Origin of the sequence: Nocardioides immobilis, assembly GCF_003515065.1 — a bacterium.
Taxonomy (GTDB): Bacteria; Actinomycetota; Actinomycetes; order Propionibacteriales; family Nocardioidaceae; genus Nocardioides; species Nocardioides immobilis.
In genome coordinates this window covers 1-14,409 of the sequence record NZ_QXGH01000010.1, presented here as the reverse complement: position 1 = coordinate 14,409, position 14,409 = coordinate 1, and the positions used below count along the sequence as shown (strand labels likewise).

Annotated in this window: 11 protein-coding genes; 5 read left to right on the top strand and 6 right to left on the bottom strand. The window is 66.4% G+C overall.

Features of this window, described 5'->3' with window-relative positions:
• Window positions 1–2: 2 nt before the first annotated feature.
• From D0Z08_RS03745 to D0Z08_RS03735, 3 genes are all read right to left on the bottom strand, one after another.
• The gene (locus D0Z08_RS03745; RefSeq protein WP_118922833.1) at window positions 3–719 is read right to left on the bottom strand and encodes an ABC transporter ATP-binding protein; all 717 of its coding nucleotides are present in this window, start codon (window positions 717–719) and stop codon (window positions 3–5) included.
• A complete protein-coding gene (locus tag D0Z08_RS03740) occupies window positions 716–3,427 on the bottom strand; it encodes a branched-chain amino acid ABC transporter permease/ATP-binding protein (protein WP_118922831.1) in 2,712 nt (903 codons plus the stop codon). The genes D0Z08_RS03745 and D0Z08_RS03740 overlap by 4 nt, the downstream gene beginning before the upstream one ends.
• 75 nt (window positions 3,428–3,502) lie before the next feature.
• Entirely contained in the window at window positions 3,503–4,753 is a 1,251-nt protein-coding gene (locus D0Z08_RS03735; RefSeq protein WP_118922829.1) for an ABC transporter substrate-binding protein, read from the bottom strand.
• 664 nt (window positions 4,754–5,417) lie between these two features.
• Between D0Z08_RS03735 and D0Z08_RS03730 the strand changes: the two genes are divergently transcribed.
• Window positions 5,418–6,560 carry a hypothetical protein gene (locus D0Z08_RS03730; protein ID WP_118922827.1) on the top strand — a complete coding sequence of 381 codons (1,143 nt, stop codon included), beginning with the start codon at window positions 5,418–5,420 and terminating at the stop codon, window positions 6,558–6,560.
• 205 nt (window positions 6,561–6,765) lie between these two features.
• On the opposite strand, the gene D0Z08_RS03725 is transcribed toward D0Z08_RS03730, so the two are convergent.
• Entirely contained in the window at window positions 6,766–7,470 is a 705-nt protein-coding gene (locus D0Z08_RS03725; RefSeq protein WP_118922825.1) for a TetR/AcrR family transcriptional regulator, read from the bottom strand.
• A 125-nt stretch (window positions 7,471–7,595) separates the two neighbouring features.
• Between D0Z08_RS03725 and D0Z08_RS03720 the strand changes: the two genes are divergently transcribed.
• From D0Z08_RS03720 to D0Z08_RS03705, 4 genes are all read left to right on the top strand, one after another.
• Complete coding sequence (locus tag D0Z08_RS03720; protein WP_147381306.1) at window positions 7,596–8,714, top strand: hypothetical protein; 1,119 nt, start codon at window positions 7,596–7,598, stop codon at window positions 8,712–8,714.
• A 61-nt stretch (window positions 8,715–8,775) separates the two neighbouring features.
• Complete coding sequence (locus tag D0Z08_RS03715; RefSeq protein WP_118922821.1) at window positions 8,776–9,531, top strand: hypothetical protein; 756 nt, start codon at window positions 8,776–8,778, stop codon at window positions 9,529–9,531.
• Window positions 9,532–10,010: 479 nt separating this feature from the next.
• Window positions 10,011–11,213: an LVIVD repeat-containing protein gene (locus D0Z08_RS03710; protein ID WP_118922819.1), complete on the top strand. Its 1,203-nt coding sequence runs from the start codon at window positions 10,011–10,013 to the stop codon at window positions 11,211–11,213.
• A 45-nt stretch (window positions 11,214–11,258) separates the two neighbouring features.
• Entirely contained in the window at window positions 11,259–11,873 is a 615-nt protein-coding gene (locus tag D0Z08_RS03705; RefSeq protein ID WP_182481135.1) for a DUF305 domain-containing protein, read from the top strand.
• 1,186 nt (window positions 11,874–13,059) lie between these two features.
• Here the strand turns inward: D0Z08_RS03705 and D0Z08_RS03700 are convergent.
• Window positions 13,060–13,974: an SDR family NAD(P)-dependent oxidoreductase gene (locus tag D0Z08_RS03700; protein ID WP_147381305.1), complete on the bottom strand. Its 915-nt coding sequence runs from the start codon at window positions 13,972–13,974 to the stop codon at window positions 13,060–13,062.
• A 264-nt stretch (window positions 13,975–14,238) separates the two neighbouring features.
• A partial coding sequence (locus D0Z08_RS33640) for an ATP-binding protein (protein WP_182481134.1) occupies window positions 14,239–14,409 on the bottom strand: 171 nt, incomplete at its 5' end.

Here is a 14,409-nt window from a genome sequence, read left to right as displayed (position 1 = left end):
GCCTACGACCCGGCGTCGACCGAGAGGTAGCGGTTCATCAGGTCGTCCTCCGAGGTCTCGGACGGCGTACCGGTCCAGCTGATCCGACCCCGGTCGAGGACGTAGACCCGGTCAGCCATCGCGAGGGCCTTGCCGACGTACTGCTCGACCAGGAGGATCGCGACCCCCGATCGGGCGAGCAGCTGGAGCGCGTCGAAGATCTCGTCGACGATCCTCGGCGCGAGGCCCATCGACACCTCGTCGAGCAGCACGACCTGAGGATCGGTCGTCAAGCAGCGCGCCAGCGCCAGCATCTGCTGCTGACCGCCGGACATCAGCCCAGCACGCTGGCTGCGCCGCTCGGCGAGGATCGGGAACGCCTCGAAGACCCGTTCCGCCGCCTCGCGGCCGCTCCTCCCGTGCAACCGGATGTTCTCGGCGACCGTGAGGTTCGGGAAGATGGCCCGCCCCTCCGGGACCAGGCACAGGCCGGCCCGCGACCGGCGGTGCGACCGGGCGCGCGTGACGTCGGATCCCCCGAGGTAGACCGAGCCGCTCACGCCAACCGGCAAGCCGGCGGCAGACCTCAGGAGGGTGGTCTTCCCCGCGCCGTTTGGCCCCAGCAACGCGACCGTCTCGCCCGGGCGCACCGACAGGTCGACGTCACGCAGCACGACCGAGGGCCCGTACCTGGCCGAGACTCCGCGGAGCTCGAGCGCAGCGGCGTTCGCGGCACTCATGCCATCACCTCCAGCTCGGCAGCCTCGTCGAGCCCTTCGTCGAGCCCCTCCGCGTCCCCGAGATAGGCAGCCCTGACCACCGAGGACCGGGACACCTCCGTCGGCGTGCCCTCGAAGATCAGGTCGCCGAAGTCGAGCACGTAGATGTAGTCGCAGATGTCCATGACCAGGGGCATGTCGTGCTCGACGAGGAGGATCCCGACACCTCGCTCCGCAACCGCCCTCCGGAGGATCCGACCGAAGTGCCTGGTCTCCTCCTGGTCGAGCCCGGACGAGGGTTCGTCGAGGAGCAAGATCGCGAACTCGCCGGCCAGGCAGCGCGCCAGCTCGACGAGACGGCGCTGCCCGGTGGACAGCGACCCGGCCTGCCGGTCGGCAAGCTCGACGAGGCCGCAGAGTCGGAGCGCCTCCGCCGTGCGGTCCCGGACCACACGACCCTGGGCCGGTGAGGACCAGAGGTGGGACAGCGGGTTGAGGCCGGCGCTGGCGCCCTCCGCTCCCATCGCGACGTTCTCGCGCACGGTCAGCGAGTCGAACAGCTCCATCCGCTGGAACGTCCGCCCGATGCCACGGCGAGCCCGGAAGGCAGGGCCGCGGCGCGTGACCGACGATCCGCCGATCGAAACCGACCCTGACTCGGGTCGCACGAGCCCGCTACAGGCGTTGAACGTGGTGGTCTTGCCCGCGCCGTTGGGACCGATCAGACCGGTCACGGCGCCGGTGGCCGCGCTGATCGAGATCCCCTTCACCGCCCGGATCCCGCCGAAGCGGATCTCGAGGTCGCGGACCTCGAGCGCCGTCGGCGCCACCGGTGCTCGTTCGACCGACGTCGCGGGCGGCAGCTCGGACGGCCCCCGCCTGCCCAGCCGATCGAGCAGGCGCCTCACCGAGCTCGGAACCGACCGGGCACTCGCCGGCAGGACCGCGACCAGTACGGCGGCCGCGCCGAACAGCAGCTGGTTCACGTGGGTGATCTGCGGGGAGTCGACGTACGCCGGGCCGAGGAAGAACGCTGCTGAAGCAACGACGGCGCCCCAAGGTCCGCCACCGACCACGATGATCAGCGCGAACCACACCAGGGAGGTGAGCGGCTGGTACGCCGTACCGGACACGCTGGTCTGGGCCACCGCCAGCAGCGCGCCGCCGATGGATGCCAAGAACGCCGAGAGGCAGAAGGCGAAGACGCGGGTGACGTTGACCTCCGCGCCCGCAGTGGCAACAGCGGTCGGCGACTCGGCCAGGCCGCGCATCAGACGACCCATGCGGGACCGGTTGAGGAGCACCACCACCAGCACCGTCAACGCCGCCACCACCAGGACCAGGCGGTAGAAGCCGGAGTCCGAGCTGACGTCGAGGAAGCCCCAGTCCGGCCGCGGCTCGACCAGCGCGTCGCCCGTGCTCCCGAACATGTAGTCCTGCGTGTAGAACATGCCCTGCAGGAGGATGCCGAAGCCGAACGTCGACAAGGCCAGGTAGAGGCCGGTCAACCGGATCGCGGGCACTGCGAGGAGGGCACCGACCGGAACGGCCACCAGGCCCGCCAAGCCGAGGGCGATGACCCAGGGCATTCCCTTGTCGACGGTCAAGTGCGACAGGGTGACGGCGCCGATCGCTGTGAACGACACGTGCGCCAAGGACACCTGGCCCGATGTGCGCACGAGCAGGCTGAGGGAGAGGAACACCACGATCCCCGCCACCGCGAGCGTCCACGAGGTCAACCGGACGCCGGCGAAGGAGGGCACGAACCACAAGCCCGCGAGGACGAGCAGGCCAACGACGCCTTGGATCAGACCGGGAACGCTCCACGCGGCGGCTGACCGCCGCGGCTCGGTGGCGCGCCCCACCAGCCGGCCGCGCGGGAAGACCAGGATCACGGCGAACAGCACGAGGAACGGCAGCGCTACCGGTAGCCCGGCCAGCAGTCCCGACGTGAACCACTTCGTCGACAGGGCCGCGAGGACACCGATGGCCAGCCCACCGAAGAGGGTCAGCGAGAGGCTGCTGAACGCTCCGATCGCCGCGGCGCCGAACGCGGCAGCCACCAGGAGCGTCAGCTGCAGCGGGTTCAGCGGCAGCAGGGGGGCGAAGAGCACACCGGACGCCGAGACCAGCACCGCACCCAGCACCCACGACATCCGACGGGTGGCGAACGGGCTCACGCCGTACAGCGACAAGAGCTCCGGGTTGTCGACGACTGCCCGCATCGTGAGGCCGCGGCGGGAGAATTTGAAGAAGGCGGCAAGGGCCAAGGTGACCGCCACCGAGATGCCGATCACCGTGGCGTCGGCCACTCTCACGGTCGTGTCGGCGATGACGAACGTCTCCGTGGACAGGAAGGTCGGTACGACGCGGACGACGGTGCTCTCGTACTGCAGCTCTGTGGCCGCCTGGATCACCAGCAGCAGGCCGACGGTCGCTGCGACCTGGTGGGCCAGCGCCGATCCGGAGATCCGCCGGGCGATGAGCTCCAGCAGCACGCCCATCACGGGCCCTGCCACGAGGACCGCGATGGCCGCCGCGACCGGCCAGGAGACGCCTCCGAGGACGTAGAGCTCGTAGAAGACGTACGCCGCGACGGTCGCCAGCGCACCGTGGGCGAAGTTGAAGACCCCGGAGGTCTTGTACGTCAGCACCAGCCCGATGCCGGCCAGTGCGTAGACGGATCCGGCCGTGAGGCCGGCAATGATGAACGGTAGGTACTCAGCCATCTCGGCTCCCCTGCTGATGATGAGTCCGCGCGCGCGGCCGGTCCCTCCCGGACCGACCGCGCGCGCGGTGATCGACTAGCCGAGCTGCGAGAGCAGCTCGGTCATCTGCTCCAGCTGGGCAGGTTCGAGGCAGACGGGCTCCGTCTGGACCGCCTTGAGGTCGCCGCCGGTGATCTGGCCCCGGAAGTAGCAGGCTGGGAAGGCAGGCTGTCCCTCGGCAAAGGTCAGCGGAGCCACCATGCCGCCAAGGGTCTCCCCCTTCAGCGCGTAGAGACCCGCGTAGACGTCCTCCGAGGTGGAAGTGGCGTCCAGGCCAGCTGCGTCCGCAACGGCCTCGAACAGCTTGCCGCCCGACCAGGAGAACTGCGCGATCGCGTTGAACCCCGCGGTGTCGACGAATCCCGGGTTGTAGGCCTCCATGGCCTCCCGGTACTCCGCCACGCCGGGCACGGACTCATCGGTGTACATGGCCATCGCCCCGGACAGCACAGTTCCCTCGAAGTTGGGGTCCTCGATCGTGTCCTTGTCGAGACCGTTCATCAGCGAGACCTGTTGGGGCTCGAAGTCGTTCTGCACACAGCTCGCCGCAACCCGCTGGACAACACTGGAGTTGTGGGCGATGAAGAGACCGTCGACGCCGTCGTCCTTGAAGGTCAGGCACGGCGCGTTGTAGTCAGGCGATGCCGCGGCGATCTTGGTCGATTGGTAGTCGATCCCGAGCTGCGCGGTGAAGGCCTGGCCGATCCCGTCGACCTGCGCACAAACCGGCGTCTCCGCGCAGAACATGACGCCGATACGCGTGACGCCTGCTTCCTTGGCCTCCTGGACGGCGCCGAAGGTCTGCAGGATCGCGTTGGCGGCCGACGGGAAGAAGTCGGCGCTCGTGACGAACGTCGCCTCGCTCGACAGGCCCCCCACGACCGGGATCTTCTGCTCCTCGACGTAGGTCTGCCATGCGGCGTCGGTGGTGCTCGTCATCCCGACGATCGCGATCGCGCCCTCAGAGACGAGCTCCTTGGCCATCTGGAGGCCCTTGGCGGGGTCACCCGCGTCGTCCTTGACGATGAGCTCGACGGGCGCGCCGTTGAGGCCGCCGCTCTTGTTGACCTTGTCGACCCAGGCCGAGATCCCTTGGGTCGACTCGGCCAGCACGGCCGATTGGTCGCTCGAGCAGCTGCAGATCGTCCCGATGACGATCGGGTCTCCCTCGAACGTTGCGATCTCCGGTGCTCCCTCCGGGCCTCCCCCGTCGTCGCCGCAGGCTCCCAGTCCCATGACGACGAGTCCGGCGCTGATCGCGGCGGCACTCCACTTCCTCAACTTCATGTTCTCCCTCAACTCGGGCGGTGCCCGCGGTTCGTGTCGTAGCCCAAACGCCCGAGAGATCTATTTCTGAGATCTGGCGCCTGAAAACTAAGGTGCCGTGCATCACATGTCAACCTTTACAAGATCGATCGTCTCAGAATAGTGTCCGACAGCATGCACCTCATCAAGGAGGCACGGTGAACCCCAAGCTGCACCTGGCCCGGAGGGGGTCGAGGTCGGCGGCCACATGGTCGGCGAGCGAGTGCGCGCGCCCAGACTGGTCGACGCGACGGACGGGCCGCGAAACGGGACCGACCTGAACACGACCTGGCTCACCGCGGCCCTGTGCGCCAACACCCCGGGCGCCAGGGTGATGGCGTTCTCCTGTCCCTGTGGGAGCGTCGGCACCTCGACCCGCACCGCCCTGACGCCGCGCACTTCGGGCACCGAAGCAGGACTCCACGCGGAGCGCGCAGGATATTTATGAGACGCTATTGTGCAAAATTCGATTCCCCAATAGCATCCACTGACGTCGATCGCAGCGATGCTCAACGAACCCAAGGGATCGCTCGGGGCGGCACACCATGGCGGACGTCGCCTGCCCCACGAACGGAGCCGAGCGCCCTAGGCAGCGCGAGGCGGCCCTGCCTCTCGTGGCCCATCGCTAGAGCAAGAGGAGAGACCCATGACCAGTCCGATCCGCGTCCTTGTCTGGGGGCCTGGTGGCCTCGGGAACCTAGCGATCCGCGAGATCATGCGCCTGCCGGAGTTCGAGCTCGCAGGCGTGCTGGCCTACTCCGCGGACAAGAACGGCGTGGACGCCGGGATCGTTGGGGGCGCAGGCGCCCCGGCCGGGGTGGCGGCGACGACCGACCTCGACACGGCGATCGCGACTGAAGCCGACGTCGTGCTGCACGTCGCTCGCGACTTCGGCCGTTACGGGGACGTGCCCAAGATCGCGAAGTTCCTGCAGGGGGGTCGCAACGTGGTCTCGGTGCACCCGTACCAGCACCCGGAGGCGATGGCATGGACGGCCGCGAAGGAAGACGTCGTCGACATCATCACGTCCGCGGCCACCGAAGGGGGAGCCACGTTCACGTCGACCGGCATTCATCCCGAGTGGGTGGCCGACCGCATGGCGCCGACGCTCAGCGGGATCTGCACCGACGTACACCGAGTCACGATGTACGAGAACTGGGACATGAGCCAGTACGACGCAAAGACCCTGACGGTCATCGGGTTCGGCCAGGACCCCGATGTCATGGAGTCCAACCCGGCGGTCGCGCAGATGACTGACAACTACTGCCTGCAGAACCTGTACGGTCTTGCATCCGGTCTGGGCGTCGAGCTCGACCGCACCGAATCAGCGCACGAGTACGCTGCCGCGCCGGTCGACCTTTCGTTCTGGTCGCTCGACGTGCCGGCGGGCACGATCGGACGCCTCACCCACACGTGGCACGGTTACCGAGCGGGTGAGGACAAGCCTATCGTCACCGCCGAGGTCAACTGGATGATGGGCCGGGCCGAGATGGTTCCGGCGGGGATGGATCCGGCTCACTACTACGTCGTGAGGATCGAAGGCACGCCGTCGGTCGTGATGGGCATCTCGATCCTGGGCTCGCTCGACGAAGAGCTTCCGAAGGTCGTACCGGGCGACCCGAGCTCCGAGCCCGGCTACTACGGCGTCATCGCCGCGTGCCTGCAGTCCATCCCGAGGGTCCTTGACGCCGAGCCCGGATGGCTCGGTCCGGTCCGGCCGGAGACGCACTGGGCGCCCGACTTGCGCTCGTTGCGGCGCGAGACCCCAGTGACGCCGTCGGCGCGCTAGCCGTCGAAGAACTGGGCAACAAGGTAGCGGATCGCCACGCCCAATCAGTTCGGCCAAGCCGAACCAGACGGCGGCCAGGCCGCGTCGGCCGATCGCACCTGCAGCGGGGCGGCACTGCCGCCGACCGTCTTCAGGGCGCGCCTCACGGACTTCGTCGTGAGCTCAGGATCCAGAGATACCACGCTGCGGGCATTCATGCTGCGCGTCAGTCGTCGCTGTCCTCCGCAGGCGGCCCGCTGCGGTGGTCCCACCCGTCGAAGACCAGTGCCAGGCACTCGTCGACGATCTCCTGGCGGCTCGGTCGTCCGGTCGAGGGGAACAGCAGGTCGCCGTACACGGCCAGGGACAGGAGCATGCCGAACGTGGCGCGGATGGTGACCACAATGTTGATGGGGCCGAAACCTGCGATGGGCTGTTCTCGGCGGGAGAGTTCGTCGAGGGGTTGCAGGGCCGTGCCGAGCAGGTCGCGGGATCGGCTGTATTCACCTTCGGTGCCGGTGTCGAATGAGGCGGCCGCCAGGTAGGCGGCCAGCAGTCCGCGGTTGTCGTGCAGGACGTCGTAGAGGCCCGCGATGAAGGCTGCGGTGGGGGCGCGGACGTCGGTGTGCTCCTGGTCGAAGTAGCCCTGCCAGCTCGCGATGTGCTCGCGCAGGAAGCCGGCCACCGTGTCCACGACGGCGGCCTCGAACAACCCCGCCTTCGAGCCGAAATGCCGGAAGATGACCTTCTCGACTACGTCGGCCTGTGCGGCGATGTCCCTGGTGCGGGTGTTGGCGTAGCCGTGGCGCTGGAACGCCTCCCGTGCTGACTGCAGTATCAGCCGCTTGACCTCGGGTGTGGTCCGTCGCGGCCGCCTCGTCCGTGGCGGGGCCGGCGTCTGAGGGCTCGCGGATGTCATCGGCGTGGTCATCGCTCCAGCCTTTCAGGTTGGATGGCCCGCAGCCTATTGACAGCAGGCGCTGTTTATCGAACGATAGACAGCAGACACAGTCTATAGACCGGGCCGGGAAAGGCCGTGGAAGAGGAGACCAAAAAATGCGTGATCCATACCGGGTGATCCTGTGGGGCCCTGGTGCCCTGGGACGTGCCGCGCTGCGCGAACTGTTGCGGCGGCCGGAGTTCGATGTCGTGGCCGCCGTGGGTTACGGAGCCGAGTCGATCGGCCGGGACATCGGAGAACTTGTCGGCCAGCCGCCGGTGGGGGTCGCGGTGACGGCGTACGCGGACAAGCAGACGGTCATCGACATGGACGCGGACTGCGTCCTGTGGGCGGGGATGTTCCCGTTTCCGCAGATTGCCGAGCAGATGGATCGGGATGTGATCAGTCTGCTCGAATCCGGCAAGAACGTCATCAGCGCCACCACATATCACTACCTGCCCGCTCAGGGCGCGGACTACTTGGCCAAGTTCGAGAAAGCCTGCCGCAATGGCAACAGCTCCTTGTTCGGCACCGGAGAGAACCCAGGATTCTGGTTCGAGCGGGTCGCACTGACCTTGACCGGCATGTGCACCGACGTGGACTACGTCGAGCTGAGCGAGTACGCCGACTGTGAGGGAAGCGGGTCCTCCCCGGAATTCCTCACCGGGTGTGGCTTCGCGCTTTCGCCGCAGGACGCGGCCGAGCTGAAGACGCTCGCCGCAGTGTGGGACGAGCGATACTTCGTGGAGAGCCTCTCCTTCGCCAGCACCGCGCTGTACGGCAAACCGCTGGAGAAGTTCGAACGAGACGCCACCTTCTACGCCACCGACGAGGAGCTGGTCTTCGACACGCAACGCGGCGATCGGATCGACCTGGTTGTGCCGAAAGGCCATGTCAAAGCGCAGATGCATCACTTCCGGGGCTACGTCGACGGTGTCGTGAAGCTGTCGATCAAGACCTACTGGTTCCTCGCCGATCGGACATCACCGTTCACCGGGAAGAATGACAACACGTGGGAGATCCGGATCGACGGTTCCCCGGCCTCGCTGACGAGCAGCTTCGAAGTGCGCACCACCGCGTTCGACCCGGAGGACCGGACCACCGCCACCTGGTACATCACCGCACTCACGATGATTCAGGGGATTCCAAAGGTGTGTGCCCACGAACCCGGCATCGTGTATCCGACTGTCTTCGCCCACGGCGCGTCGGACTTCCGGATGCTGGAGTCGAGCTGATATGCGACACGCCGGAGGTGTGCCAGTGACGAGTTCCGGGTCGACGGAATCGAGCAATCTGGTGGAGCTCCCCGAGGGTCTCGACGCAGCCAACCTGAAGAATCGGACGGACTGGCCGATGGACCGGATCGCTCAACGTCTGTGCCTCGGCTGCGGGCCGTTGTTCATGGTTGTGTTCGGTGCAGGGTTCATCCTCGCGGGCTGGCTACCACCGCCGGACCCCCAGAGAGATGCGGCGGCGGTCGCGGCGGTGTTCCAGGAGGACACGACCCGCATTCGGGTGGGGATGTTGCTGTGCATGCTCGGCGGTGGGCTCATCGCACCCTGGGCAGTCACGATCTCCGCTCAGCTCCGGCGGACCGAGGGGCGCTTCCCGGTCCTCACCTACGCGCAACTTGCCTGCGGAATCCTTGTCACCGCATACGTGATGCTGTCCGCGATCATCTGGGCGATTGCCGCTTTCCGGCCGTCCGACTACCAGGCTGACACCGTCCAGATGCTCAACGACCTCGCGTGGTTCCTGTTCCTGATCCCGTTCCCGCCGTTCGTGTTGTGGTGCGCGGCCGTCGCGGTGGCCATCCTGCGTGACCCTCACGAGGTGCCGGTCTTCCCCCGGTGGGCCGGGTACTTCAACGTCTGGGCAGCCCTGGCGGTCGCCCCGGCAGGACTGATCATGTTCTTCAAGAGCGGGCCGTTCGCCTGGAACGGGTTCGTGGCGTTCTACGTCGCGATCGGAGCCTTCTTCGGCTGGATCGTCGTCATGACCGTGCTCGTCGCCCGGGCCATCAACGACGAGTCGCGACGTGCTGCGGCATAGACCCCGACGTTGCGGTGTGGCCAGGGCGCTGGCGCTATCACCGGCCGGACTGCTCCCTCGTGACCGAAGCAAGTTGAAATCATGACCCTCGACGATGCGGTCGACGAGGAGTTCCGCTGCTCGCGCTGCGGTGGCCAATGAGAGTGGACGGCGATCGGCCAGTCACCTTTGATCGACTGGCCGAACCTCGGAAGGCGGCCGTTCTCGTTGGCGCGCTGCTCGCCTTGGCGTGCACACAGACCTCGGCGCACTCCGAAGAAGAGCGATCGGGCCAGCCACCTGCTGCCCAAGGGGTCCCCGAGCGCGCTGACTGCGGTCCGGGTTCGAGGCCCGAGACCGGTGTGCAGGGCCAGGTTCCCCTGAGAGAACGCCGCAACGGCAGGAGCCGGGAAGGTTATTCCTGCAACCTGGCACTCATCGGGCAATACCAAGGCGAAGGCGCCACGTGGGTCAACCCGTCGTATGGCGACTGCGCGTACATGGGAACGTCGCTCGGCGGGCTTCTGACGAAGAAGTCTCCGGGCACCCAGGTCGTCGACGTGTCCGACCCGCGGGCTCCGGAACTGAGCGGCAACCTTGACAGCCCCGCGATGTTGACCGACACGTGGGAAACGCTCAAAGTCAACGAATCGAGGAAGCTCCTCGCAGGTGTCTCCGTGGGGCCGGCGCTGTCCGGACTCTTCTTCGACGTGTACGACGTGTCCGAGGACTGTTCGAAACCTCGACTCCTCAACTCCTTCAACGGCACCAAGCTCACCCTGCCTGCCAACGTCCTCGGCCACGAAGGGAACTGGGCTCCGGATGGTCGCACGTACTACGCCAGCGGGCTGGTCGCCGGGTCGATCACGGCCATCGACACCACCAACCCTCATCGACCGCGGATCGTGTACACCGGGGTCGCCGGGGTCCCGGCCAACCACGGTTTCTCGTTCAGCGGGGACGGCAACCGGATGTACATCACCCGGCTGGCGCCGGCCGGGGTGGACATCATCGACACCAGCGCCATCCAGCGACGCGACCCGCTGCCCGTCCTGAGGCACGTCGGTTCGGTCACTTGGTCCGATGGGGTGATCACACAGCACACGATTCCGATCACGAAGGACGGCAGGCCCTACCTGATCGCAGTCGACGAGTTCGGTTCGGGTGGGGTCAAGTTCATCGACATCAGCGACGAACGCGACCCGGTGGTCACCGACCGGCTGCGACTCGAGATCAACACTCCAGCCCACGCCGCCGAGCGACGAGCGGACACGACCGGAAACGGGCTGTTCGGCTACGACGCCCACTACTGCTCGGTCAACCGCGAGTACGAGCCCAGCCGGCTCGCCTGTGGGTTCTTCAACTCCGGCGTACGGGTCTTCGACATCACGGAGCTGTCGGCCCCGAAGGAGATCGCGTACTTCAACCCGCCCGCCCAGGTCGGCCAAAGCCAGCGCCTCCAAGGCTCCGAGCACGCCGCAGGCATCGTTACGGGACGGCTCAGCGGGCTCGCGCTCTCCGACATCGCCAACGGAAACATCGGCGACCCGTTCCGCCTGGCCGAAGCCTTGAAGCCGGCGAACCTGACCGCGGACTGGTGCAGTTCACCACCCCGGTTTGTCCGTTCCGACCAGCTGTGGGTGACCTGCCAGGACAACGGCTTCATGGTCCTTCGCTTCACCAACGGCGTCTCCGGACAGTGATTCCTCATGCACCCGAGGGCGAGACGCCGTCTGATCGTCGGGGCCTTGGCCGCTGGCGTCGTCGCGGCTGTCCTCGGTGGCCGGCTCACAGACGACGGGCCGGTCGAAGGACGCCCATCTGCCGTCGATGTCGGCTTTGCCCAAGACATGATTTCGCACCACCAACAGGCCGTCACGATGTCGGACACCCTCGCGCACCAAGACAACCCGCGACTGCGGCTGTTGGCTGAGCAGATCAGGTCCAACCAGCTCATGGAGATCGGTCAGCTGCAAGGGCTTCTGATGGCGTGGGGTGAACCGCTGATGGGGGCTGCGGCCCCAATGGAGTGGATGCACGAGGGGCCGGGCCGCACCGGATCCCACGGTTCCCATCCGTCCCACGAGACCACGTCACCGGACGAGACAGTCATGCCCGGCATGGCGACGCAAGCCAAGCTCAACGAGTTGAATGAACTCACCGGATCGGCACAGGCGACGTTGTTCTTGCGCCTGATGATCCGCCACCACCAAGGCGGAGTCATCATGGCCACCGACGCTGCCAAGCGTGCATCGACGCCGGCAGTCAAGGAGATGGCTCAGCGGATGGCGTTCGTTCAGGTCGAGGAGATCGACCGCATGAGGCGGATGCTTGGCGACGAATCGACTCCTTCCGCGCGGTGAATCTCGCGTACTAACGTCAAGTGAAGGGTGATTCTCCACATGGCTGAGCTGGAAAGACCGATCGAGGTTGGACCCTATGAGGGCATCTGGGGCGGTAGCGACGGACACCGATGGCTGGTCAAAGCGACTTTCGGGCTCGTTGGCGAGCGGCAGGAGGTCGTCGGATCGGGTGTCCGCTCCGTCCGGCTGCCGCGTGAGGGCCGCCGCCTCGCCGCCCATCTGCCGGAGGCCGCAAGTGGCACTGGGACTGCGCTCAACTCCAAGGTGTGGAGATCAGTGGGCGCTTTGATCCCAGAGATGCGTCGTCACTACTTCGATACTCTCAACGAGTCGGCCTGATCAATCGGCCTGGCAATGAGAAAGCGGCTGCCACATGGCTTGCACCGAAGGATCGAGCTGGGGTGGCCCTTGCGGAGCTGGTAGCCGTCTGTGAGGCTGCAGTTGAAGCCGAGCAGAGTACGACGCTCGCGGTGAGCAAGCACTTCGGCATCTCGCCGTCGGCGGCAGCCAAGCGTATTCAGCGTGCGCGCCAAGAAAACGTACTTCCGCCCGCACGAAGAGGGCGTCCCGCCCGTCGCCAGCGCTGAGCCTCGCCAGGAACACTTCCCTCACCCAGCCTGGGACACGAATTGGTACGGCACACGGCAAGTCTTGACTCGGTCACGTCGGCCGGCCCCGCCAGCGACGTGCATGTCATGGAGTCCAAACTTCGAACCTCGTTGGACGTTCCGTCGAGAAGTCCTGCCAGATGATTGCTCGCCAACTCACGCTACCCTCCGGCCGACTGAGGTCGATTGGCCCGACCCGCAAGAGGCTTTAGTCGTCGCACTTGCCGCTGCAGTTGCCCGTTGGAAGGAGCGTGTATTGCTTGCATTTCGGGCAGGTGCCGTAGTCGAGTCGCGGGTTGCCGGCCTTTTCCCGCCGCCACGCCACGTCCCGTGGACTGGGTGACTGGTGGATCTGTGGACGTCGGCCAACCCCACGTCCGCTAACGTCCGAGATCGTCAATCGACGGCCAGTTCCGTCGCGGCGGCGGTTGCCGCTGATTTGCCGCGCAAAGCGAGATTGCGACCGATCAACGGGAGTTCGAAAGGCCAGGAATCCCGTGGAACTCCGGGCCTTTCTCTTTGGTGTACGGGCGTGCAGCACGGCGAGCAGCGAGCCAGCGGCTGTGAGACCCGGAGCATTAGCTCCTGGAGGCCTTGATGTCGTCACGTCCAAGCGACATGAACGCAATGATGGCGCGCGCGACCAGAGCTGGCGGCAGCGTCTTGAGGATCCCGGCGAGCAGTCGGTTGACGACGGATGTGTGCTGCACAATGCGACCGGCGTCGACCCCGTCGATGGCGATGCGAGCGACGTCCGCTGGGGTTTGAATCATGAACCGCGGCATTCGGCCCACTATCTCGCGGTTGGTCGGCGTGTCGATAAACGCCGTGTCCGTCGTGAACGGGACGGTGGCACTGAAACGTACGCCGCTACCCCGGTACTCGGCGTCGAGGGTTCGGGTCAGGTTCACCACGAGCGCCTTCGATCCGGCGTAGACGGTGATACCAGGAAGGCATGGCCAGTAGGCCCCGAGCGAAGAGATTGTGAGAACCCGTCCGTCGCCGCGCTCAAGCATTGCCGGCAAGCAGCAGTGGATCAGTTCGGCAGGGTTGACCGCCAAGAGATTGACCGAGCCCGTTTGCTCGGCGGTGGCGAAGTCGAGGTATCGACCTTCGAGCGTCGCGCCGGCGTTGTTGACCAGCAGCGTCACTTGTCGACCACTGTCCACGACCTGTTTATGCAGACTGCGAGCTGCGCCCGGCAGGCTGAGGTCGCAAGCCAGAACAAGAACGTCGACGCCGTGCGAATTACGTAGGCGTTGGGCGAGGTCCTCCATGAGCTCGGTCCGGCGCGCGGCGAGAACCAAGTTGTGGCCACGGCTTGCGAGGAGCCTCGCGATCTCGACGCCGATGCCGGACGATGCCCCGGTTACCAATGCCACGTCGCGAACGTCAGACCCAGTCATGCGGTGCTCCTCTGCTGTGCGCGGCTGCCGCAGACCGAGGGCAGCGCGCAACTCTCGCTCGTCGCCGTGGGCGATCGATTCGCTCACTGTGCCTCCCGCTCTGACGCCCCCGCTAGGAATAATATTGAACTTTGGTGTCTCACAATGTATTCACGGCTGCGGGATTCGTCAAGTGACGAATGAGCGTGTGCCTTCCGAGTTCACCAAGAGGTCGCGGGCCGCCCAGCTCTGGTCAGGCTTTGAACACCGAAGGCAGCGCGAACGTGCGAAGCTCATGACGGAGTGCGTGTCAATGGCCATGTTGCGGTCCCCGCTGGTGGCCAACTGAAAGTCCCCACCCTCCGCTGAGGTTCAGTGGGTGTTGAGTCGGGTTCCTCCCTTCGCTCGGGCCTGTCTCATGCGGTAGGAGTCGCCGTCGGTGACGATGGTGTGGCAGTGGTGCAGGAGTCGGTCGAGCATGCTGACCGCGGTGGTGTGCTCGGGCAGGAATCGTCCCCAGGACTCGAAGGGCCAGTGGGACGC

Excerpts from the sequence above, each read along its gene's own strand:
- D0Z08_RS03745 (WP_118922833.1), bottom strand. The coding sequence starts at position 719 with ATGAGTGCCGCGAACGCCGCTGCGCTCGAGCTCCGCGGAGTCTCGGCC.
- D0Z08_RS03740 (WP_118922831.1), bottom strand. The coding sequence starts at position 3,427 with ATGGCTGAGTACCTACCGTTCATCATTGCCGGCCTCACGGCCGGATCC.
- D0Z08_RS03735 (WP_118922829.1), bottom strand. The coding sequence starts at position 4,753 with ATGAAGTTGAGGAAGTGGAGTGCCGCCGCGATCAGCGCCGGACTCGTC.
- D0Z08_RS03730 (WP_118922827.1), top strand. The coding sequence starts at position 5,418 with ATGACCAGTCCGATCCGCGTCCTTGTCTGGGGGCCTGGTGGCCTCGGG.
- D0Z08_RS03725 (WP_118922825.1), bottom strand. The coding sequence starts at position 7,470 with ATGACCACGCCGATGACATCCGCGAGCCCTCAGACGCCGGCCCCGCCA.
- D0Z08_RS03720 (WP_147381306.1), top strand. The coding sequence starts at position 7,596 with ATGCGTGATCCATACCGGGTGATCCTGTGGGGCCCTGGTGCCCTGGGA.
- D0Z08_RS03710 (WP_118922819.1), top strand. The coding sequence starts at position 10,011 with ATGGGAACGTCGCTCGGCGGGCTTCTGACGAAGAAGTCTCCGGGCACC.